We start from the raw sequence: 18,302 nt of genomic DNA, 5'->3' as shown, positions 1-18,302 counted from the left end.
GTGAGCAGTCGCCGTCCTGCGATCAGTTCGCCCCAGGCGAGCGGGCCGTGCGGATAGCCCAGGCCGGCCGTGACCGCCGCGTCGATGTCGTCGGGGGTGGCGATGGAGCGCTCGGCGATGGCTGCCGCCACCGAGACGATCGAGGACACCAGCCGCTGGGCGACCGATCCCGCAGTGTCACGGACGACCGTGACGGTCGCGCCGGACCTCGTCAGGACGGCCTGCGCGTCGCGCACCACATCCGGGTCCGACGCCGGGGTGGTGGCGAGTGCCCGGCGGGGTGTATCGAATGACAGAGGGTCGATACCCAGGGTACGCCGGGTGGGCAGGCCGTCGGCGAAGACCGCGGCGGCCACGGTCGTACCCCGCTGGCGAAGATCCTCGCCGGACGCACGGACGAGCTGACCCCCTTCCATGTGGGCCTCGTCGGCGGCCTCCAGTGAGCCGCATCCGACAGGGTGACCATGGTGCCCGTTTGTGACGTACGGCCATCCGAAGGAATCGCAGCCAAGGGGCGGCGGAGCCTCATCCCCGCCGCCGATCCGCCTGTCCGGCCTTTACGTCGGCTGCGTATCGATCCACGTACTCCTGGCCCGACAGCCGCAAGATCGAGTACGTGATCTCGTCGGTGACGGCCCGGAGCACCGTCTTCTGGTCCTCCATCCCGACAAAGCGCGAGAAGTCCAGCGGTTCCCCAAAACGGATCACGACCGGCCGGTGCCTCGGCAGGACATGTCCAGGCGGCCAGATCTGGAAGGTCCCCACCATCGCGCACGGAATCACCGGAACCTGCCCAGCCAGCGCCATCACCGCCACCCCGACCTTGCCCTTGTACAGTCGACCGTCAGGGGAACGCGTGCCTTCCGGATATATCGCGAGCAGCTTTCCCTTCGCCAGTACTGCCAGTCCCTCCCGGAGGGCCGCCTGCCCAGCGGCCCTGCCCGACCTGTCGACCGAGATCTGCCCGGCACCACGGAGAACGAGCGCGGTCAGCCGGCCTGTGAGGCCGGGTGCCGTGAAGTGCTCCGCCTTGGCCAGGAAGGTGATGCGCCGTTTCAGGATCGCGGGCATGAGGAGGGGGTCCGCGAAGGACAGGTGATTCCCGGCGATGATCGCCGCACCCTCCGGCGGAACGTGCTCGAGCCCCTCGGCCCGCGGCCGGAACAGCAGCCGAAGCAACGGCCCCGGAAGGACGTACTTGAGCACGTAATAGAACACGAGCGGCTCCCCACACCGAACCGGCTCCCCACGCCTGCGAGGGCGCCCTCTCGCGGGGGGACGGGGCCGTACGCCCGGCCCCCACCTGTCGACCGTCCTTCGGGAGCGGCGGGGAAGCACTCGAGTCTCGGCCGTACCCTCACCCGGTACAGGACGCCGAAACGATCGGGGGCGGACCTCGACCGGGCGGGGGCGCAGGCCCGCTACGGATACACCTCTGGACGGGTTCCCCGACCAGACCCGGGGAATCATGCGGCGTGAGCGCGGACCACCGGCCCCTCAGAATCTGTGGCCACCGCACGCGCCCTGCGGGGGCGGGTGGCCGGTCGTCCCTGGGACAGGCAGGTCGCCCGCATTCCGGAGCCGCGGCGTTGACGATAGGGGTCCTCAGCTTGCGATCAAGAAGCAGGCGCCTTGGATGGAACCAGGAACCACGTCGACAGACGCCGAGGCTACACAGGGCGAGCGCCGGATCCGGCGCCGCCACAAGGGGCAAGAAGGGTTATGGCCATGACAAGCAGCCTGATCCAAAACGACAGGGTGACCATCAGGCACGACGTGATCAATGGCTGGAGCGTTGTCGAGATCGACGGCGAGGTCGACGCCCACACTGCCCCCCTGATCTGCGAAGTGGTGTGCAAACTCCTCCATGAAGGCCACCATCACCTCGTCCTCGATTTTCGCCTCGTCCGCTTCATCGACTCGATGGGGCTGCGCATGGTCGTCGCGATCACCAAGCGCATCCGGGACAGTCAGGGGTCACTGCGGATGGCCTGCGCCTCCAGCCGCACGCTCAAAGTCTTCGAGTTCACCGGTCTCGACGACGCCTTCGAGTTCTACGACTCACCCGAGGAAGCAACACGACGTCGCCCCTCGGCCGATGGCCTGGCGAGCTGGCCGCGCTCCTGAGAGCCGAGCCAGCCCGTACCGACCACCAGGCCGAACCCGCAGCGGCAGTTGTCCTGGTCAGGGGGCTGTCGGCGTGTCCACGACCATCCAGTCGAGTACCGGGGTGCTCTGCAGATAGACCAGCACACACATGAAGAGCATGAAGACCACGCTCCACACGATGACCCGGCGGAAGAGGATCCCCTCGCGGCCCTGGAAACCGACCGCGGCTGCGGCGATGGCGAGGTTCTGCGGGGAGATCATCTTTCCGAGCACGCCGCCGGAGGAGTTGGCCGCGGCCATGAGGGTGGGCGACAGACCGGCTTTTTGGGCGGCGGTGATCTGGAGGGCACCGAACAGGGAGTTGGAGGAGGTGTCGGAGCCGGTGACGGCGACGCCCAGCCAGCCGAGGATCGGTGAGAGGAAGGCGAAGGCTCCGCCGGCGCCGGCCACCCACAGACCCAGCGTGGTGGTCTCACCGGACTCGTTCATGATGTAGCCGAGTCCCAGCACCAGCATGACGGTGAGCACCGCGAACTTCAGCTGATCCAGGGTGCGTCCGTAGGCGTGCAGGGCGCGGCGCGGGCCGATCTGGATCAGCACCATGCTGATCAGGCCGGCTATCAGCAGCAGACTCCCGGCAGCAGAAAGGTAGTTGAGTTTGAAGGTGGTGGCGACCGGGTCGCCGTTCGCCTTGAAGATGTGCAGGCCCGGCCAGTTGACGATGTGTGTCACCGACTCCAGGCCGGTCCCGGTCGTGCCGACCTTTGTCGGCGCCTTTCCGGTGATCGCCGGTACTCGGGTGGCCAGTACGAACACCACGATGATGGCCAGGTAGGGCGCGTACGCCTTGAAGACGTCCAGCGGTGAGTCGTGCACGTCGCGGTCGGCGTCCGCACGGGCCCGGGTCAGCACCCGCGTGTCCACCGACTCGCCGCTCTCCGGCTCCGGTTCGCCGCCGGGAGTCCGCGGCCGGCGGGAGCCGCCGTCGGCACCGTCGAGTCCGTCGTCCTCGTCGCTCTCCTGGTACGCCTCATCGGCGTGCCACACCCGGGTGAAGGCCAGGACCGCCAGCGCGGAGGCGAGTGCGGCGACGATGTCGGCGAGCGGAACGGACCAGAAGTTCGAGGACAGGTATTGGAAGACCGCGAAGGACACGCCGCACACCACCGCCGGCGGCCAGGTCTGCCGTAGCCCTCTACGGCCGTCCACGATGAACACCAGAGCCAGCGGCACGAACAGCGCCAGGATCGGTGTCTGCCGGCCCACCATCGCGCCGAGGTCGTCCACGGGCAGGCCGGTGACGCCCGCCAGGGTGGTGATGGGCACGGCGATCGCACCGAACGCCACGGGCGCGGTGTTGGCGACCAGGGCGACGGTGGCCGCCTTGAGCGGCTTGAAGCCCAGGGCGATCAGCATGACCGCACTGATCGCGACGGGCGTGCCGAAACCGGCCAGCGCCTCCATGAGGGCTCCGAAGGAGAAGGCGATGATGATCGCCTGCACTCGCTGGTCGTCGCTGATGGACGCGAACGACCTGCGCAGTACGTCGAAGTGACCGGTCTCGACGGTGAGGTTGTAGACCCAGATCGCGTTGATGACGATCCACATGATGGGGAAGAAACCGAATGCGGCGCCCAACAGCCCGCTGTTGAGCGCGTCGGCGAGTGGCATCGAGTACACGCCGACCGCGAGCACCACGGCAACGACGAGGGAGATCAGGGAGGCGAGCCACGCTTTCATGCGCACTACGCCGAGCAGCACGAACAGGACCAGCAGCGGAAGGATCGCGATGATGGACGACAGCCCGAGCGAATCGCCCACCGGACTGTAGTCCTGCTGATAGTTGGCGAGGATCATGTAGCACCCTTTTCTACGACGCCGGAGAGGAGGGGGCCGCGCCGCGGCTCGGCACCGTGGTGGTCTTGGGAATGGTGTGCGTGACGACCGTGCCGGGTCCGTATGGCGCTCGCTCGAGCAACTGCCGTACGGGGACGCCGCGGACGGCGGCGCCGAGCACTGCACGGTGTGCGCGAGCGGGCAGGCTTCGGCCATGCGGGGAGGGGGGCCGCGACCCGCATCCAGCACCCGGGGTTGGCGGTCAGTAGTCACCATGACCTCGGCGCCGGTGGCCTGCGCCGCTATCGTCCTGCGCTCGCGGAGATCGTGAGCGGGCTCGGGAGGAAGCGGGTCGTTCGTTCCGGCGCTCGCTCCCATGCGGTGTCCCATGCGGGTACTCCGAGGTGTTGGCGACGAGGTCGATTCCACTACTCGGTAGACACCGACCGAATGGTGGAAGGATGCAGTGGTACCGGATCGGTGTCAAGGGTCACAGGTGGCCCATGTCACAGGCGAACTCCCGCCAGAGCGGGCGGCCATGACCAACGCGCTCTGCGAGCGCCGTTCGGAAGAGGAAGACGGCGGCTCGCGGTGCGGGCCGGCTCGTCCCGGATCACGCTCCAGCCCGGGCCGGGGCGCCGGGGCGACGGATCGGCCAGCCAGTGCACCGCGGGTGAGCGGGCATGACCCGATGTGCGTGACGAGGAGCTCGGCTCCCTTGGACTCACTCCGCGCGAGTCGGAAGCGCTGCTGCTCGTGGCGCGCGGACACAGCTACCGCCGTATCGCGCAGGAGCTCCACATCTCGCAGAGGACGGCGGGTACCCACATCTCGAACATCCTCGCCAAGCGGACGCCGAGTTCGGCGAAGACTCAGCGCTCGCGGCCGGCCGTGCCCGAATCCGCGCCCCTCGCGGCCGGCGGGTCCTCGACGGGCCAGTGGCGGTGCCACGTTCTCGCCCAGTCGCGCTCCACGAATCCGGTGCGCATTCCGAGCCTTGCCTCCGGGTCGCGGTACGCCTTCCTCATGTGCCCGATCAGCACCGCGCCGATGGCCCAGGCCAGGACGTCGTGGACGAAGATCGCACTGGTACGGGAGATCATCGGCAGCAGTCCGGTGAACCACATCAGCAGCCCGGTGGCCAGCATGACCAGCACGGCGCCGGCGATCCAGCCTGCATAGAGCTTCTGCCCGGCGTTGAACTTGCCGGCGGGACGCGCCCCCGGCCGGGTCAGACGCTTGCGGGCAGCCCGCAGCCACTGCCTGTCGTACTCGGCGAAGCGGTTCAGCCGGCGCAGATCGGCACGGAAAGCGGGGGAGGCGAGGCCGAGGAGGAAGGGCAGGGGCAGCAGGATGCCCGACCACTCGTGGACCGTGACGAGCAGGTGGCGGCGACCCACCAGTTGGGCCAGCGGTGCCAGGTACAGACAGGCCGCCGTCACCACGCAGATCAGCATCAGCCAGCCGGTGGCACCGTGCACCAGGCGCTCCGCACGGCTGAACCGGCGGATCCGGCCGGGGCGCTCAGGCCGCGGAGCCGTCGCCGTTCCGGTCCTCGCCGTCGAGCCATCCGTCGATGTCATAGCCGTACTCCTCCCAGTAGCCGGGGACGACCTTGTCGGTCACTGAAATGCCGGACAACCACTTGGCCGATTTGTAGAAGTACATCGGGGCTGCGTAGAGCCGGACCGGACCACCGTGCTCGTGGGTGATGGGCTTGTCCTGCATCTTGAGGGCCACCAACATGTCGGAGCGGTACGCCTGGCGGAGGGTGAGGCTTTCGGTGTAGACGCCGTCGAAGCAGGTGAAGCGGATCGCGCGGCCCTCGGGACGTACCCCGGCGGCCTCGAGCAGTTCGGAGAGCCTCACTCCCTCGAACGGGGTGTTCTCGACCCGCCAGCCGTCGGTGCACAGCACGTCGTGGACGATCCGGGTCTGCCGCAGTGCGCGCAGATCGTCGAGTGTGTAGGTCGTCGGCCGGTCGACGAGGCCGTCGACCCGCAGTGCGTAGTCGGTCGCATCCTTGCGCGGCACCGAGCCCACCACGCTGTAGTAGCGGAAGCCCCCCGGGTTGGGCAGCGCTCCGGTGAGCCCGGTGGGATCGTTCTGCGAGGCGGCGCCGAGAGCCTTCTCCCAGCCGCGTTGCACCCAGGGCGCCGTGGAGAGGCCGATGGCCCCGGCGCCGAGCATCGTGAGCATCGTCCGCCGCGCCACCGGGGCTCCGTCGGCCGGCTGGTTCCGTCGACGGGCCATCTTCACCAGACCCCGGGGTATGCGATGAACCCGGCGGCCCGCTCCGCGATGCCGTACCTCGCCCACGACGCCTCGGAACTGTCCGCCTCCCGCAGGAACACCGGGGCGCCACCTTCCACGGGCGGCTGCGACGTCGGCACGCCTTCGGCCGTGCCGGTGTTTCCCACGGTGTGGGCGAACTCGACCGCCTGGCTCACGAGATCTCTCCTCCTCATGTGATCGGTTGTCTTGAGGGGGCAAGGGCCGCCCGACTGTCCCTGCGGGTTGCTGTCTGCGCCGAAGGATCGGCCGCGTCGGTGGTCCGCTGCTCCGGGCCGGGCACGTACGGAGACCCACGGCGCCCGGGGACGGTGTGGGAGGTCGGGGGAGGCGCTGCGACCGTGCCGCGCCGGCAGCGCACTCAGGCGACCGTGGCCTCGATGGTCACGGGGATGTTGAGCGCCTTGGAGTACGGGCAGATCTGGTGTGCGCCGGCGCCGAGCTCCTCGGCGGTGTTCTGGTCCACCCCGGTGAGCTCGATGCGCAGGACGGCGCTGAGGTTGTAGTCGCCCGCGTCGTGGTGGAGCGTGACCTCGGCGACGACCGCCAGGTCCTGCAGAGGCACCTTCTTCTTCGCGGCGGTGATCTTGACTGCGCCCAGGAAGCAGGAGGCCCATCCGGCAGCGAGGAGCTGCTCGGGATTGGTGGCTCCGCCGTTGCCTCCGAACTCCTTCGGGATGGCGAGCGTGAGGTCGAGGAGACCGTCGTCGGACGCGGCACGGCCGCCGTTGCGACCCTCGCCCGTCGCGGTGACGACAGCGGTGTAGTTCGTTTCGGTCATGATCGTGCCTTTCGGGCTCGCCTGGGAGAGTGCCGGCAGGGGTTTCACCCCTCTGACCGGTGCTGACTCTGACAGGTAAGCCGTCACCTGTCAAACTGGTGACGGGAGACCCGACCGGGTCTTCGTGCGGGGGTGGGCAACTCCGGGTGCGGTGTACGTGTGCGCGCCCAGCGGCCGGACCCTACAGTGAGAAGGGGGTGTCGGCGGCACCGTCTCGCGGGGGCGGAGATCAAGGGTCGGCGTGCGCCGAACGGCGCCGCTGGATACCGCTTGTTCTTTCGGTCGTCACCGCTCAAACTGGTGATATGACGCATGTATTCAAGTGCGGCGTCCCCGTGCTGGATTTCCTCGGGACCCTGCGCCTGCGGCGCAACGCAGCGCCCATCGAGGTGCTCACCGCACCGGAGACTCTCGACGCCTGGTTCCGTGAGTCCGGCATCGTCGACGGAGACACGCACTGCGAGCCGTCCGACCTGGAGGACGCGGTGGCTCTGCGCGAGGCGATCTACCTGCTCGTCGCTGCCAGGCTGGCCGGTGACGGCTATGACGCCGAGGTGCTCGAGCTGGTCAACGGCCGGGCGCGGACGCCGTCCGCGGTTCCGCAGCTCACGCAGGCGGGGCGCCGGATCGAGGCGACTGCGCAACAGGCTCTGTCCTCGGTCGCCCGACAGGCCGTGCAGCTGCTCGGCGGGCCGGAAGGGGCGCTGCTCAAGGAGTGCAGCAGGCCCGAATGCACACAGATCTTCGTCGACCGGTCGCGTGGAGGCGGCCGGGAGTGGTGCGCCATGGATCCCTGCGGAAACAGGGTGAAGGCGGCCGCCTATCGTGCACGCAAGCGTACGAGCAAGCCGCGCCGTTCAGCCTCGACTGCGCCGGCGGGCCGATAGGGCTCGGCCCGGCATGCCCTCATCGGTGAACGCCGCCGAGCGGGGTTCGGGGCCGAAGTGGGCAGAGCGCTGGACGGGCTGCCGGCTGTCCTCCGACCATGAGGATGTCGATGACGCGCCCGAGGGGACCTGCTGTCCGATCGACGCTCTCGTACAGGATGTGGGTCCGCGCATTGCGCCGGCTTTGCCGCTTCGACGGCGCAAGCGGCCGGCGAACCACCTCGGACGCTCCGAAGAAGGCCGCCTACGTCACCCTCCGCGCCACGGCCGGTGACGACCGGGGCAACGCCTTCCGCCAGACCATCACCCGGGCCGTGGGCCCGAGGTGATCCCTCCCTGCGGCGGGCCGGGGCGGTGCGTCCGCCTCAGCCCGCCGCGGCATTCGCGGCACCCTTCGAGGCCGTTCGTCGTCGGTACGGCCCCGGCTACAGGGCCTGGGCGGCGGCCCCCGTCCTCGCGCCGGGCTCCTCCCCCGTGGGCAGCGCCGGGTTCCGCCGTGCGAGCAGCCAGTACAGCAGCGCGGGCACCACGAGCCCGACGATCCAGGAGATGTCCGCCCCGCCGAGCGGAGCGACCAGCGGGCCCGTGTAGAACGCCGTGGCGAGGAACGGCAGTTGGGCGAGCAGGCCCACCGCGTAGACCACGAGCGCGTCCCAGCGCCAGGCGCCGTAACGGCCCTCCGGGTCGAAGAGCGCCGGGATGTCGTACCGCTCCTTCGAGATCAGGTAGTAGTCGACCAGGTTGATGGCCGACCACGGTGTGAAGAAGGTCAGCAGGAAGAGCAGGAAGTCCTTGAACGAGGCCAGGAAGCTGTCCTTGCCGAGGAGCGCGACCGCCGTGCCCGCGATCATGATCAGCGCGATGTACGCGGCCCGGCCGCGCTGGGAGAGCAGGCGCTGGCCGCGGAATCCGCTGATGCTGGTGACCATCGACATGAAGCCGCCGTAGGTGTTGAGCACGTTGATGGTCAGCTTGCCGAGCGCGATCACGAAGTAGAGGAACGACGCGATCAGGCCCGCGCCGCCGAGGCCGACGACATAGCCGACCTGGTTCGCGAGGAACTTGTCACCCGCCGTCGCCGCGACCAGCACGCCGAACGTCATCGACCACTGCGAGCCGAGTGCCGAGCCCGACAGGGTCCACCAGAAGGTGGCCCGGCCGGAGGTGGTGCGCGGCAGATAGCGCGAGTAGTCCGCGACGTACGGTCCGAATGCGAGTTGCCAGGACGCCGACAGCGACATTGCGAGCAGGAACATCGGCAGCGAGAAGTGCGCGTCCTTCAGCAGCGTCGACAAGTCGACCTGGTCGAGCAGGCGTATCCCCAGGTAGACGAAGGCGAGCGCGCAGACGACGCTCGCAAGCCTGCCGAGAACGTGGATGACGCGGTAGCCGACGACCGCCATGACCGCCGTGACCACGGCGAAGATCACGATGCCTGTGGTGTGGTCGGTGTGGGTGAGTTCCCCGACCGCCTGGCCCGCGAGCACCGAGCCGCTCGCGAAGAACCCGACGTACATCAGGATCACGAGCAGCAGCGGGACTACCGCGCCGCGCACGCCGAACTGGGCGCGCGACTGGATCATCTGCGGAAGGCCGAGCTTGGGGCCTTGCGCGGAGTGCAGCGCCATCACGGCGCCGCCCAGCACATTGCCCACCACCAGGCCGAGCAGCGACCAGACGACGTCCCCGCCGAAGACGACGGCGAGTGCACCGGTCACCACGGCGGTGATCTGGAGGTTGGCACCGAGCCAGAGTGTGAACTGTGAGAAGGCGGTTCCGTGTCGTTCCTCGTCCGGTACGACATCGATGGAGTGCCGCTCGACTAGAGTCTCTGCCATGATCCACTGTCCCTCCTCGGTCGCGTTGTCGGCGGACCTCGGGTTGCCGGGTGTGCATAACGTCATGCAGAGTTCTTGGTGACTGAATAGATTGTCAAGAGGCAGCACGTCACGAGCCACCGCTCAACGCCTGGACACGGCGCACCGCCCGGCGCCGGCCGCTGACGTAGATGGGGTCCGCCTGAGGCGTGGCGGCCTCGCGCGCCGCGATATCAGGCCGGCAGGCCGAGGTGTGATCCGGTGGTCGGTTCCGCCCGGATCGTCTTGCCGTGGTGGCCGTGCCGCGTGCCCCGGCGTTGGGCGAGCTGGGCGACGACGAACAGGCCGCGGCCGCCTTCGTCGAAGGTGCCGTACGACGCCTGATCGCTCCCACCACCCCTAGCCATCCGGACTCCCGGCACGGGTCCTGGCAGGGCTCTCCTCGAACTTGTACAGCGCCGGCAGGTGGCGGGCCAGGGCGAGTGCGGCAAGCAGCGCGACGAACGCGCACACGCCCCACCAGCCGGCCTGGCCCCAGACGCGTACCCCGAGCCAGGAACCTGCGCTGCCGTCCAGGGTCGTGTAGGCGGTGTTGAGCCTCCTGGAAGAGCCGCTGCCCACCGTGGAGCTCGCCCGCCGTCTCCGGGTCACGCCAAGCGCCGTCACTCAACACCTGCACGTCCTGCACTCCACAGGACCCGAACCCGTGACGGACGGCATGTGTTGTACCGGAGAAGCACGCTCGGCGACCGACTCATGACCACCGCCATCAGACCGCGAACCCAGGACAGTTGAGGAACAGCAGTCCGCCTCCGCCCACCACCGCCTCGCCGGACGGCCATCCACTCCACCGAGCCCCTGTACAGGTTTCCGACCCTTTTGCTGACCTACGCGCCAACGTCCGCCGACACCCCGGTCCACGATCACAAACCGCCCGTACGGGTGGCGGCCCGCGCGCTCCGCGGGGCGATGATCGGCGAAGCGCTCCCTGAGCGGTTCGGCCGGCCATGAGCCATGATGAAAGCGCCGGCCCGGGTACACACCGAAGCCGAGCTTGAGCAGACGGCCACGGTGGCCAATGCTTTGGCGCGGGCCTATGCGCACAAATGCTCGGCCTTTCCGGCAGTGTCACCGAGGGCATGGTCCTGCGGAAGGAATCGCCGATACCGCCGCCCGGCGCAGCGAGTCTGCCGACTGATGGCTGCTTATCATCGATCGCGAAAGGCACGTCCCTCCGTAACTGCTCGACCCGGCCGCTCTGGAGGATCTTCAGGCCGGCACAAGGTCCCGTAAGGTAAAGGCCATGAACGATTCTCAGGACACAGAAAGGGTCGTGGAAAAGACGGCGGAAAAGGTGGGGAGCTCAGTCCGGCGGCCGACTCGCCATGCCTGGCGCCACCTCGCGCCTGGGTGGGTTCCGACCAGGAGTTTCATCTGGTTCATGGCGTCCGGGAATCCCTGGACGGACGAACCTCATGCCGCTGTAGGGGCCATGATGCGAGCGGTGGGTTCGACTGCCCGGCCGGTGCCTGGCCGGGCGATATGACAGGCCTGCACCTGGACTTGTGAGCACCGCACCGACGCTGTCCGGACTCGTCCAACTCCGTCTCGTCTCCGGGTTTTCGCCGCCTCGCGGGAGTTTCCCCTGCCGTGGGTATCGGCACCAGCAGCCTGTTTCCACGACCAACGCATCGTCCGCCGCCGTCCGAGCCGGAAAGAGAATTCATGGTGCTGTCCGCCCTGCTGGGAGCCGCCGACCCGCCACAACTCCTCCCCGCGCGTGAGCAGATGGCCTTCACCTTGGGCTTTCACATCATTCTGGTGCCTTTCGGTGTCGCATTCACCTTCATGATGCTGATCTGCCAGTACCGCGCGCTGCGCCGCAACGACCAGCAGGCCCTGCTCCTGGCGCAGCGATGGTCCAAGGTGGCCGCCGTGCTGTTCGCCGTGGGAGCCGTGTCCGGCACGGTGCTGACTTTCGAGCTGGGCCTGCTGTGGCCCGGGCTCATGAATGCCTACGGGGCGGCGTTCGGGTTTCCGTTCGCCATCGAAGGGCTCTTCTTCTTCCTCGAAGCCATCTTCATGGCCATCTACATCTACGGCTGGAAGAGGCTGCCGCCGTGGCCGCACTTCTTCACCGGCGCCGTGGTCACCCTGGCGGGAGTCGGTGGAACGGCCTCCGTCATCGCGGCCAACAGCTGGATGAACCAGCCCGCGGGGATCACCGTGCAGAACGGGCGTGTGGTGGACGTGATCCCGTCCAAGGTCTTCTTCAACGGCGCGTTCTGGTGGGAGATGGTGCACATGCTCCTCGCCGCGTACATCGTCGCGGGGTTCGTGGTCGCCGGGGTATACGCATGGGGCATGCTCAAGGGACGCCGGGACCGCTACCACCGGCTGGGGTTCCTCGTTCCCTTCACGGTCGCCGCGATCGCCATGCCGCTGCAGTTCCTCGTCGGGGACACCATCGCCCGCCAGGTCTTCGACCGGGAACCAGCCAAGTTCGCCGCCATCGAGATGGTGCCGACCACCGGCAGCCACATCCCGGAGATCCTCGGCGGCATCTACATCGACGGCGAGGTGCGTTACGGCATCCCACTGCCCGGTGTCGCCTCGATCCTCGCCGGTTTCCGCCCCTCCACCACCATCCAGGGGTTCGACGCGATCCCGGCCGACGTGCGCCCCGACGACGCGGTGGTCAACGTCGTGCATCTCGCCTTCGACGTCATGGTCGGCACCGCCACACTGCTGCTTCTGCTGTCCCTGTGGTTCGCCTGGCTGTGGTGGCGGCGCCGAGAGGTGCCGATGAACCGCTGGTTCCTGCGCAGTTCGGCCGTGGCCGGGCTGGTCTCGGTCGTGTCTCTGGAGAGCGGCTGGGTGGTGACCGAGGTCGGCCGCCAGCCCTGGACCGTCGTGGGGCTCCTGCTGACAAGGGACGCTGTCGCCACGCAAGGCGATCTGTGGCCGCTGTTCGGCACGGTCCTCGCGATCTATTTCTGTGTCGGTGCCGGTGCCTTGTTCGTGCTCCGCAGCATGCGCCGTAGATGGTCGGAAGAGGACACCGATGCCGTGGGGGTCCCGTACGGACCTCAACCGGCGCCGGCGATGAACGGGTGCACCCCCGGAGCTGATGACGCATGAGCACGGTGATCGCGGCGGTCCTGTTCGTCGGTGTCATCGCCTACGCCCTCTTCGGCGGTGCGGACTACGGGGCCGGCTTCTGGGATCTGACGGCCGGGGGCAGAACGCGGGGACACCGTGTCCGCGAGCTGATCAACCTCTCCCTCAGTCCTGTGTGGGAGGCCAACCACACATGGCTGATCTTCTGTCTCGTCACGATCTGGACCGGCTTTCCCCAAGCCTTCACCGCCATCACCACCACCCTGTACATCCCCCTCGGACTTGCGGCGTTGGGGATCGTGACCAGGGGAGCGGGCTTCGCCTTCCGCCATGCGCTGACCGAACGTCAGGGGGAGCGGATCAGCGGTGTCACCTTCGCCTGTTCGTCGGTGCTCACTCCGTTCTTCTTCGGCACCATCACGGGCGGCATCGCCTCCGGCCGCGTGCCCTCGGCCGGGCACGGTGACGCACTGTCCAGTTGGCTCAATCCGACCTCGATTCTCGGCGGGGTCCTCGCAGTCACCGTCTGTGCCTACCTCGCCGCCGTGTTCCTCACCGGGCAGGCCCAGCGTCGAGCGGACACCTCCCTGGAGAAGGCATTCCGCCTCCGGGCCTTCGGAGCGGGCGTCGTCGCGGGAGTGGTGGCCCTGGTGGGCGTGTACGTCCTGTACTCGGACTCCCCGCGTCTGTTCCACCAGTTGAGGACGGTGGGCGCGCCACTGCTGGGCGTCTCGGGTCTCTGTGGTCTTGCCGCGCTGCTCCTGTTGCGCAGGGGCCGCCCTTCCGTCGTACGCGCCCTGGCCGCCCTCGCGATCGCCACCGTCGTCGCAGGATGGGGCGTCGCCCAGTACCCCTACCTTCTGGGCACCCACCTGACCATCCAGAACGCGGCGGCGCCGTCGGCCAGCCTGTGGGTGCTGTTCGTGGTCTCCTGCGTTGCGGGCGCCCTGATCGCGCCTTCGCTCTTCGTCCTGTACACCCTGCAGCTGCGACGCAAACTCGGCTGACAAGACGTCCATTCGTATCCCTGGCGCGGCGCGGTGTGTCAGGTGACGGGGAGGGGGCGCCGCCGGTCTGCGAGGCCACAGACGATGAGGGCGAGCGCGGCTCCGGCCACTGTCAGGCCCAGGCGCACGCCCGCCAGTCGCCAGTCGTCCGCATCGTGCTCCATGCCGAAGAACAGCGCGACGACGGTCAGACACAGTGACCACCACCCATAGTGGGCGGCCCCTGCAAGCTGCATGGCGCAGACGGTCAGCGCGATCACCGACGCGCGTTCCGTCAACTTCAGCGGTGGTGTGGCACAGGCCCATGCGTGATGGTCATACGGGGTGCTCGTGCTCCCATATGGGTCTGCTGACGGCTGGCGGGCGTGGCAGGGGATGTCCCTCGAGGTAGAGGTCGACACGCTCGTTGTAGAAGGCGACCAGACCGGCGATCGGCGTCAGCTGCCGGGTCGGGAAGTCGTAGGCCCAGACGAGGTCGGGGTAGGTGTCCGTGTCGGTTTCGACGGACCAGTAGCCGCTCGTCCTGCCCTTGTAGGGACAGCTGGTGACGGTGTCGGTAGGGTGCAGGCGGGTCCAGTCGACATACACGCGGTCGAGGTAGTAGCGCGTCGGCAGGCCCGTCTCCAGCACCATCACCGAGGACGGCGCGTCGGCGAGCACGACCCCGTCGAGCATGACGCGCACACCGCGGCTTGACCGCAGTGCGTCGACGCGGGTGTAGGGGCTGCGGGGGTGGACGAACACCTCCTCGTCCTCCTCGAACCACGCATCGATCGCCTCCCAGCGGAAGCTGACGAAGCCGGAGATGTCCGGCGACGTATCGTCACCCCATTCCCAGGCCGCGCCCGAGCGGGTGAGCGAGCCCAGTCGGAGGGTCCGGCGGTGAGCCGTGCCGATGCGCAGTGCCATGGTTCGGCCCTCGTCGAGCAGAGCACCGTCGCGGATGTCTTCCCGGGGGATGCAGTACTGCGGGTAGCCTGGCCACAGCCACACATATCGCGCCCGAACGGTGTCGAAGACCTGCAGGTTGGCTGCATAGCCACGGATGCGGCGCGGTACCGGCTCGACATGGCCGACCGGGACGATCATTTGCGGGTAGTCCGGTGTGTAGTTCATGAGTCGTGTCCTCGTGGCGGTGCATGCCGGCCGTGGGGGCCAGAGGCCGCGCACGGCCCGGTCTGCACCAGGCAATCACGGGGGCGGCTGTATGGCATCTTCTGCCGTGGCGGGCCGGGAGGGCGTTTCGCACCGTCGAAGCGATCTCCAGCCGATTGCGGACGAGTCCGCGGTCCGCGAGCAGATCGTCAAGCTCGGGCTTGTTCGGAATTTCGCCGCATTCGCGAACGACCGGCGCTACTCCTGTGGTGGCATGCCGGCACGATCCCGGTGCCGGCCGGACCGTCCGCCCGGCGCGCGGCCTCCGCCCGATGCCAACGCTCGGTGCCTCAGGAACTCTCCGCGCCGACACAGTGCCTGATTGTGACCGCGATGGGAAACAGGAGAGGAGGGCGAAGGGACCGGCACGGTCACCGCAGTTTCGAGCGGCTCATCTCGAGCAATCCGTCCACGGGTGCACCGGGAGGTGCGCTCGCCGGTGGCCCGGCCCCGAGCCAGAAGCCGGGCCACCGCGACAGGCCTGCCGGTCGGGCACCACTGTGACGCCACCGCTCAAGGGCTTGCGAGGCGACCCTGTCTCCGCGCCGCACAGATCTACGGCAAGGAGCGGCGGCAGGACTCGGGTGCCTACGAGCCGTGAGCGCGCTGGCCGGCGGTCGGCGCTGACTCACATGCGGCGGGGACGTCCTTTGTGGGCGGCGGTTGCCCTGTCCCTACCAGGATGCCTTGCTCACCCGGCGGCGACATCAGTCAAACGACTGCGCCGATCGGTAAGCCGGCGGCGTCTCGTATGGTGCGCGGTCAGGGTCGCCTCCTTTGCGAGTCGTGACGCGGTGCGTCCGGTGCATCCGGACGACAGTGCAAGGCTGGTCCCGCCGCAGTTCTCACCGAATCAGTCGAGTGACTCGAACTTGCCGGACGGCGGGAGATTCGCCGTGGGAGAGCCGGGCAGGTGTCGCTCGGCGTCTGCGCTTTCGGCCATGGTCAGGTGACAGATGTGTCCGGGGCGGGGAGCGGGTGACCGTGGGCTGTTGATGGGAGACCCCCACGGAAAGGCACACCCGCCATGGCAGAGAATCAGCACGACCCTCACGTTCCGCAGTCGGCGCGTCGTGAGGTGGCACCACTTTCGGTGCGCATCAACCAACTCATCTGGGAATCGTTCCGGATTCCGATGCAGGCCGATTTTCGCTTCGATACCGACGACCCCCTCATCGTGACGCTCACCTTCAGGCCCAAGGACAAGCCGCCCGTCACGTGGCGTATCGGCCGTCAGCTTCTGGCCGGCGATGTACAGGTGCGGCCCGTGCGTCTCAACCGGCGGTGGATGGTGCGCATACGGTTGGAGACCCGCGGACGCACGGCTCTGTTCGAGGCCGACCTGCGCTGTGTGGAGGACTGGCTGCACGACACCTTCGGGGCAGTGCCGATGGGCGAGGAGCTGGACGGCGTGGACTGGGATGCGGTGGTCGACGACCTGCTCGGGCGTTCGTGAGCGGCATCCGATGTCCGTGGGTCGCTCCACGGGTGAGCCGGCGCGACCTTTGGCGGGGGCCCACGTCAGCCATGTGACGAGCTGACCTGGCTGCTGGCCACCGCGGTGACCGCGGCGACGATGGTGCTGGCCGGCCGGACCGTGCTCGCGCTGAAGCACGGCACGTTTCTGCCCCGGCAGCCGGTCATCGACCCGGCGAACGGTCAGGGCGGCGCCGAGGACGCGTGACCACGTCTTTCGCGGGCTTCGGCCGGAGCACCCGAGGGCCGCAGGAAGACCACAGCCTGCAGGCGGAACATGCCCGGCCGGGTGAAGCGGCCCTGGCGGGCGACGCTTGCGTCCCCTACTCCGCAGCGACGACCGTTCGCACCCGGCCCGATCCGCTGCGCCGGCGTGGTGCCGGCCGACCGCATGATCGGCCCGCACCACGCCGAGACCGGTACGGTGTCAGACCGCCACGCGGCCGCCGTCGACCGGCAGCACCGCGCCGTGTACGAAGCTCGCCCCGTCGCCGGCCAGGAAGGCGATGGCCTCGGCGATCTCCTCGGGCTCCCCGGGCCGCCCGGCGGGCGCCTGCGCGGCCAGAGCGTTCAGGTCCTCACCCATGCCGGCCGTGCCCTCCGTCCGGGTCGGCCCCGGCTCGACGGCGTTGACCCGGACACCGCGCGGACCGTACTCGGCCGCCCACGCCTTGGTCAGCAGATTCAGCGCCGCCTTGCTCGACCCGTACAGAGCCATCCCCGGCGCCCCGTACTCGGCGACCATGGTGCCCACGTTGATGATCGCCCCGTAGCCACGCTCCGCCATCGCCGGAGCAAGCTCGGCCACCAGGTAGAACGGAGCCTTGACGTTCAGCGCGTAGACAGCGTCCACCTCGCTTTCGTCCGTCTGCTCCGTCGGACCGAACGGGTAGATCCCGGCATTGTTCACCAGGACGTCCACCCGTCCCCTGCCCAGCTCTTCGGCCTCGCGCGCCAGCTTCCGCACGGACGCGGCGTCCCGCAGATCCGCGGCGACGAAGTCCGCCGTGCCGCCGCGACTGCGAATGGCGCCGACCACCGCCTCGCCCCGCGCCCGATCCCGGCCGGCGACCAGTACATGCGCGCCCCGCTCGGCCAGCTTCACCGCAGTGGCCGCACCGATGCCGCTGGTGGCGCCGGTCACCAGTGCGACGCTCCCGGCAAGGTAGGTAGAACTCATCGGCCAATCCTTCGCTTCCCTAGAGGCTTTCTCCCAGGAGAGGGCGATGCCGCTTCCCTGGCTGGACGTCACCTCGTGCTCGAGGCGACGTCCAGGACAAGCGCACGGTGCAGGCCGAAGATTTCTGCCGTCCATAGGAGATGCCGATGGCGGCCATAACCTCGACCGACCGCGGCGGGGCGACCTCGGATGATCCCCTCCAGATGGAGTGTCTCCCGCACAGTGCCGAGCGGGCCGAAGCCATACGCGACATCCCGAGACCGGTCGGTGGCGCGTACCAGGGTGTGCCGTTCACGACTCGGGCCGCGCCGGGGTGACGCAGTTCTCCAATCCTCGTCGCAGAGGCCGACGGCCTGATCGGCTGCCATCAGGACGCCCAGGCTCTCCTTGGCGACCAGCATGGCGTCGAGTTCCGGTCCTCCGGGGCGTTCACGCAGGAATCGCAGCTCCGCACGCGACGCTGCAACGAGCCGCCCGCCCCTTCTCGCAGCACTTCGGGAAACCCCGCGTCGTAGCCGGTCTGTTCCTTCGGCCCGCGCCGGGTCCGCCTGCCGGAAACTGTCACGGCGTCACCCATCGGTACGCACCGCGGTTCACCAGCGGCTCGGGGCCCTGCCGAGTTCGAGGAGCCCGTCCGCAGAC

19 protein-coding genes and 2 pseudogenes are annotated in these 18,302 nt (G+C 68.7%); 8 read left to right on the top strand and 13 right to left on the bottom strand.

Annotated features, from left to right (window positions below; all coding sequences use genetic code 11):
• Window positions 1-365 (bottom strand): annotated as a pseudogene (locus VXC91_RS32305) (3-hydroxyacyl-CoA dehydrogenase family protein); the annotation flags it as partial.
• Between the two features lie 160 nt (window positions 366-525).
• Window positions 526-1,218 carry a lysophospholipid acyltransferase family protein gene (locus VXC91_RS32300; protein ID WP_329510900.1) on the bottom strand — a complete coding sequence of 231 codons (693 nt, stop codon included), beginning with the start codon at window positions 1,216-1,218 and terminating at the stop codon, window positions 526-528.
• A 510-nt stretch (window positions 1,219-1,728) separates the two neighbouring features.
• Between VXC91_RS32300 and VXC91_RS32295 the strand changes: the two genes are divergently transcribed.
• Window positions 1,729-2,127, top strand: a complete 399-nt coding sequence (locus VXC91_RS32295) for an STAS domain-containing protein (RefSeq protein ID WP_329510899.1) — start codon at window positions 1,729-1,731, stop codon at window positions 2,125-2,127.
• 57 nt (window positions 2,128-2,184) lie between these two features.
• On the opposite strand, the gene VXC91_RS32290 is transcribed toward VXC91_RS32295, so the two are convergent.
• Complete coding sequence (locus VXC91_RS32290; RefSeq protein ID WP_329510898.1) at window positions 2,185-3,966, bottom strand: L-lactate permease; 1,782 nt, start codon at window positions 3,964-3,966, stop codon at window positions 2,185-2,187.
• Window positions 3,967-4,638: 672 nt separating this feature from the next.
• Here VXC91_RS32290 and VXC91_RS32285 point away from each other — a divergent pair.
• Window positions 4,639-4,782, top strand: a pseudogene (locus VXC91_RS32285) (response regulator transcription factor); the annotation flags it as partial.
• 35 nt (window positions 4,783-4,817) lie between these two features.
• Here the strand turns inward: VXC91_RS32285 and VXC91_RS32280 are convergent.
• The 4 genes from VXC91_RS32280 to VXC91_RS32265 all read right to left on the bottom strand — a co-directional run bounded on the left by VXC91_RS32280 (window position 4,818) and on the right by VXC91_RS32265 (window position 7,018).
• Entirely contained in the window at window positions 4,818-5,528 is a 711-nt protein-coding gene (locus tag VXC91_RS32280) for a cytochrome b/b6 domain-containing protein (protein WP_329510897.1), read from the bottom strand.
• Window positions 5,470-6,144, bottom strand: a complete 675-nt coding sequence (locus VXC91_RS32275; RefSeq protein WP_408057528.1) for a molybdopterin-dependent oxidoreductase — start codon at window positions 6,142-6,144, stop codon at window positions 5,470-5,472. Before VXC91_RS32275 ends, VXC91_RS32280 begins: the two co-directional genes overlap by 59 nt.
• Window positions 6,145-6,200: 56 nt before the next feature.
• Entirely contained in the window at window positions 6,201-6,395 is a 195-nt protein-coding gene (locus VXC91_RS32270) for a hypothetical protein (protein WP_329510895.1), read from the bottom strand.
• 203 nt (window positions 6,396-6,598) lie between these two features.
• Window positions 6,599-7,018, bottom strand: a complete 420-nt coding sequence (locus VXC91_RS32265) for an Ohr family peroxiredoxin (RefSeq protein WP_329510894.1) — start codon at window positions 7,016-7,018, stop codon at window positions 6,599-6,601.
• A gap of 305 nt (window positions 7,019-7,323) precedes the next feature.
• On the opposite strand from VXC91_RS32265, the gene VXC91_RS32260 reads away from it, so the two are divergent.
• The gene (locus VXC91_RS32260) at window positions 7,324-7,905 is read left to right on the top strand and encodes a CGNR zinc finger domain-containing protein (RefSeq protein WP_329510893.1); all 582 of its coding nucleotides are present in this window, start codon (window positions 7,324-7,326) and stop codon (window positions 7,903-7,905) included.
• Between the two features lie 425 nt (window positions 7,906-8,330).
• Here VXC91_RS32260 and VXC91_RS32255 read toward each other — a convergent pair whose 3' ends face one another.
• From VXC91_RS32255 to VXC91_RS32245, 3 genes are all read right to left on the bottom strand, one after another.
• Window positions 8,331-9,743 (bottom strand): purine-cytosine permease family protein, encoded by a 1,413-nt coding sequence (locus VXC91_RS32255; protein WP_329510892.1) that lies wholly within the window; start codon window positions 9,741-9,743, stop codon window positions 8,331-8,333.
• Window positions 9,744-9,955: 212 nt separating this feature from the next.
• Window positions 9,956-10,129 (bottom strand): ATP-binding protein, encoded by a 174-nt coding sequence (locus VXC91_RS32250; RefSeq protein WP_329510891.1) that lies wholly within the window; start codon window positions 10,127-10,129, stop codon window positions 9,956-9,958.
• Window positions 10,122-10,373: a hypothetical protein gene (locus VXC91_RS32245; protein ID WP_329510901.1), complete on the bottom strand. Its 252-nt coding sequence runs from the start codon at window positions 10,371-10,373 to the stop codon at window positions 10,122-10,124. The genes VXC91_RS32250 and VXC91_RS32245 overlap by 8 nt, the downstream gene beginning before the upstream one ends.
• Between VXC91_RS32245 and VXC91_RS32240 the strand changes: the two genes are divergently transcribed.
• From VXC91_RS32240 to VXC91_RS32230, 3 genes are all read left to right on the top strand, one after another.
• Entirely contained in the window at window positions 10,312-10,482 is a 171-nt protein-coding gene (locus VXC91_RS32240) for an ArsR family transcriptional regulator (RefSeq protein WP_329510890.1), read from the top strand. The genes VXC91_RS32245 and VXC91_RS32240 overlap by 62 nt on opposite strands.
• A 965-nt stretch (window positions 10,483-11,447) precedes the next feature.
• Complete coding sequence (locus tag VXC91_RS32235; RefSeq protein WP_329510889.1) at window positions 11,448-12,863, top strand: cytochrome ubiquinol oxidase subunit I; 1,416 nt, start codon at window positions 11,448-11,450, stop codon at window positions 12,861-12,863.
• On the top strand, window positions 12,860-13,849 hold the full coding sequence (locus tag VXC91_RS32230; RefSeq protein ID WP_329510888.1) for a cytochrome d ubiquinol oxidase subunit II: 990 nt from the start codon (window positions 12,860-12,862) through the stop codon (window positions 13,847-13,849). Before VXC91_RS32235 ends, VXC91_RS32230 begins: the two co-directional genes overlap by 4 nt.
• 38 nt (window positions 13,850-13,887) lie before the next feature.
• On the opposite strand, the gene VXC91_RS32225 is transcribed toward VXC91_RS32230, so the two are convergent.
• Both VXC91_RS32225 and VXC91_RS32220 read right to left on the bottom strand, forming a co-directional pair.
• The gene (locus VXC91_RS32225) at window positions 13,888-14,127 is read right to left on the bottom strand and encodes an FUSC family protein (protein WP_329510887.1); all 240 of its coding nucleotides are present in this window, start codon (window positions 14,125-14,127) and stop codon (window positions 13,888-13,890) included.
• 37 nt (window positions 14,128-14,164) lie between these two features.
• Window positions 14,165-14,965, bottom strand: a complete 801-nt coding sequence (locus VXC91_RS32220) for a DUF427 domain-containing protein (protein WP_329510886.1) — start codon at window positions 14,963-14,965, stop codon at window positions 14,165-14,167.
• A gap of 1,066 nt (window positions 14,966-16,031) precedes the next feature.
• On the opposite strand from VXC91_RS32220, the gene VXC91_RS32215 reads away from it, so the two are divergent.
• Together VXC91_RS32215 and VXC91_RS32210 are read left to right on the top strand one after the other, a co-directional pair.
• Entirely contained in the window at window positions 16,032-16,460 is a 429-nt protein-coding gene (locus VXC91_RS32215) for an SsgA family sporulation/cell division regulator (protein WP_329510885.1), read from the top strand.
• A gap of 105 nt (window positions 16,461-16,565) precedes the next feature.
• Window positions 16,566-16,688 (top strand): hypothetical protein, encoded by a 123-nt coding sequence (locus tag VXC91_RS32210; RefSeq protein ID WP_329510884.1) that lies wholly within the window; start codon window positions 16,566-16,568, stop codon window positions 16,686-16,688.
• Window positions 16,689-16,907: 219 nt separating this feature from the next.
• Here VXC91_RS32210 and VXC91_RS32205 read toward each other — a convergent pair whose 3' ends face one another.
• On the bottom strand, window positions 16,908-17,660 hold the full coding sequence (locus VXC91_RS32205) for an SDR family NAD(P)-dependent oxidoreductase (protein WP_329510883.1): 753 nt from the start codon (window positions 17,658-17,660) through the stop codon (window positions 16,908-16,910).
• Window positions 17,661-18,302 lie beyond the last annotated feature (642 nt).

Origin of the sequence: Streptomyces chiangmaiensis, assembly GCF_036281785.1 — a bacterium.
Classification (GTDB): Bacteria; Actinomycetota; Actinomycetes; order Streptomycetales; family Streptomycetaceae; genus Streptomyces; species Streptomyces chiangmaiensis.
The sequence above is the reverse complement of the archived record's forward strand: the minus strand, read 5'-3'. Positions and strand labels throughout refer to the sequence as shown.

Bases quoted from the DNA above. Each gene is read 5' to 3' on its own strand.
- VXC91_RS32220 (WP_329510886.1), bottom strand. From the start codon at position 14,965: ATGAACTACACACCGGACTACCCGCAAATGATCGTCCCGGTCGGCCAT.
- VXC91_RS32230 (WP_329510888.1), top strand. From the start codon at position 12,860: ATGAGCACGGTGATCGCGGCGGTCCTGTTCGTCGGTGTCATCGCCTAC.
- VXC91_RS32255 (WP_329510892.1), bottom strand. From the start codon at position 9,743: ATGGCAGAGACTCTAGTCGAGCGGCACTCCATCGATGTCGTACCGGAC.
- VXC91_RS32250 (WP_329510891.1), bottom strand. From the start codon at position 10,129: ATGGCTAGGGGTGGTGGGAGCGATCAGGCGTCGTACGGCACCTTCGAC.
- VXC91_RS32265 (WP_329510894.1), bottom strand. From the start codon at position 7,018: ATGACCGAAACGAACTACACCGCTGTCGTCACCGCGACGGGCGAGGGT.
- VXC91_RS32290 (WP_329510898.1), bottom strand. From the start codon at position 3,966: ATGATCCTCGCCAACTATCAGCAGGACTACAGTCCGGTGGGCGATTCG.
- VXC91_RS32280 (WP_329510897.1), bottom strand. From the start codon at position 5,528: ATGACATCGACGGATGGCTCGACGGCGAGGACCGGAACGGCGACGGCT.
- VXC91_RS32275 (WP_408057528.1), bottom strand. From the start codon at position 6,144: ATGCTCACGATGCTCGGCGCCGGGGCCATCGGCCTCTCCACGGCGCCC.
- VXC91_RS32260 (WP_329510893.1), top strand. From the start codon at position 7,324: ATGACGCATGTATTCAAGTGCGGCGTCCCCGTGCTGGATTTCCTCGGG.
- VXC91_RS32215 (WP_329510885.1), top strand. From the start codon at position 16,032: ATGGCAGAGAATCAGCACGACCCTCACGTTCCGCAGTCGGCGCGTCGT.
- VXC91_RS32295 (WP_329510899.1), top strand. From the start codon at position 1,729: ATGACAAGCAGCCTGATCCAAAACGACAGGGTGACCATCAGGCACGAC.
- VXC91_RS32235 (WP_329510889.1), top strand. From the start codon at position 11,448: ATGGTGCTGTCCGCCCTGCTGGGAGCCGCCGACCCGCCACAACTCCTC.
- VXC91_RS32205 (WP_329510883.1), bottom strand. From the start codon at position 17,660: ATGAGTTCTACCTACCTTGCCGGGAGCGTCGCACTGGTGACCGGCGCC.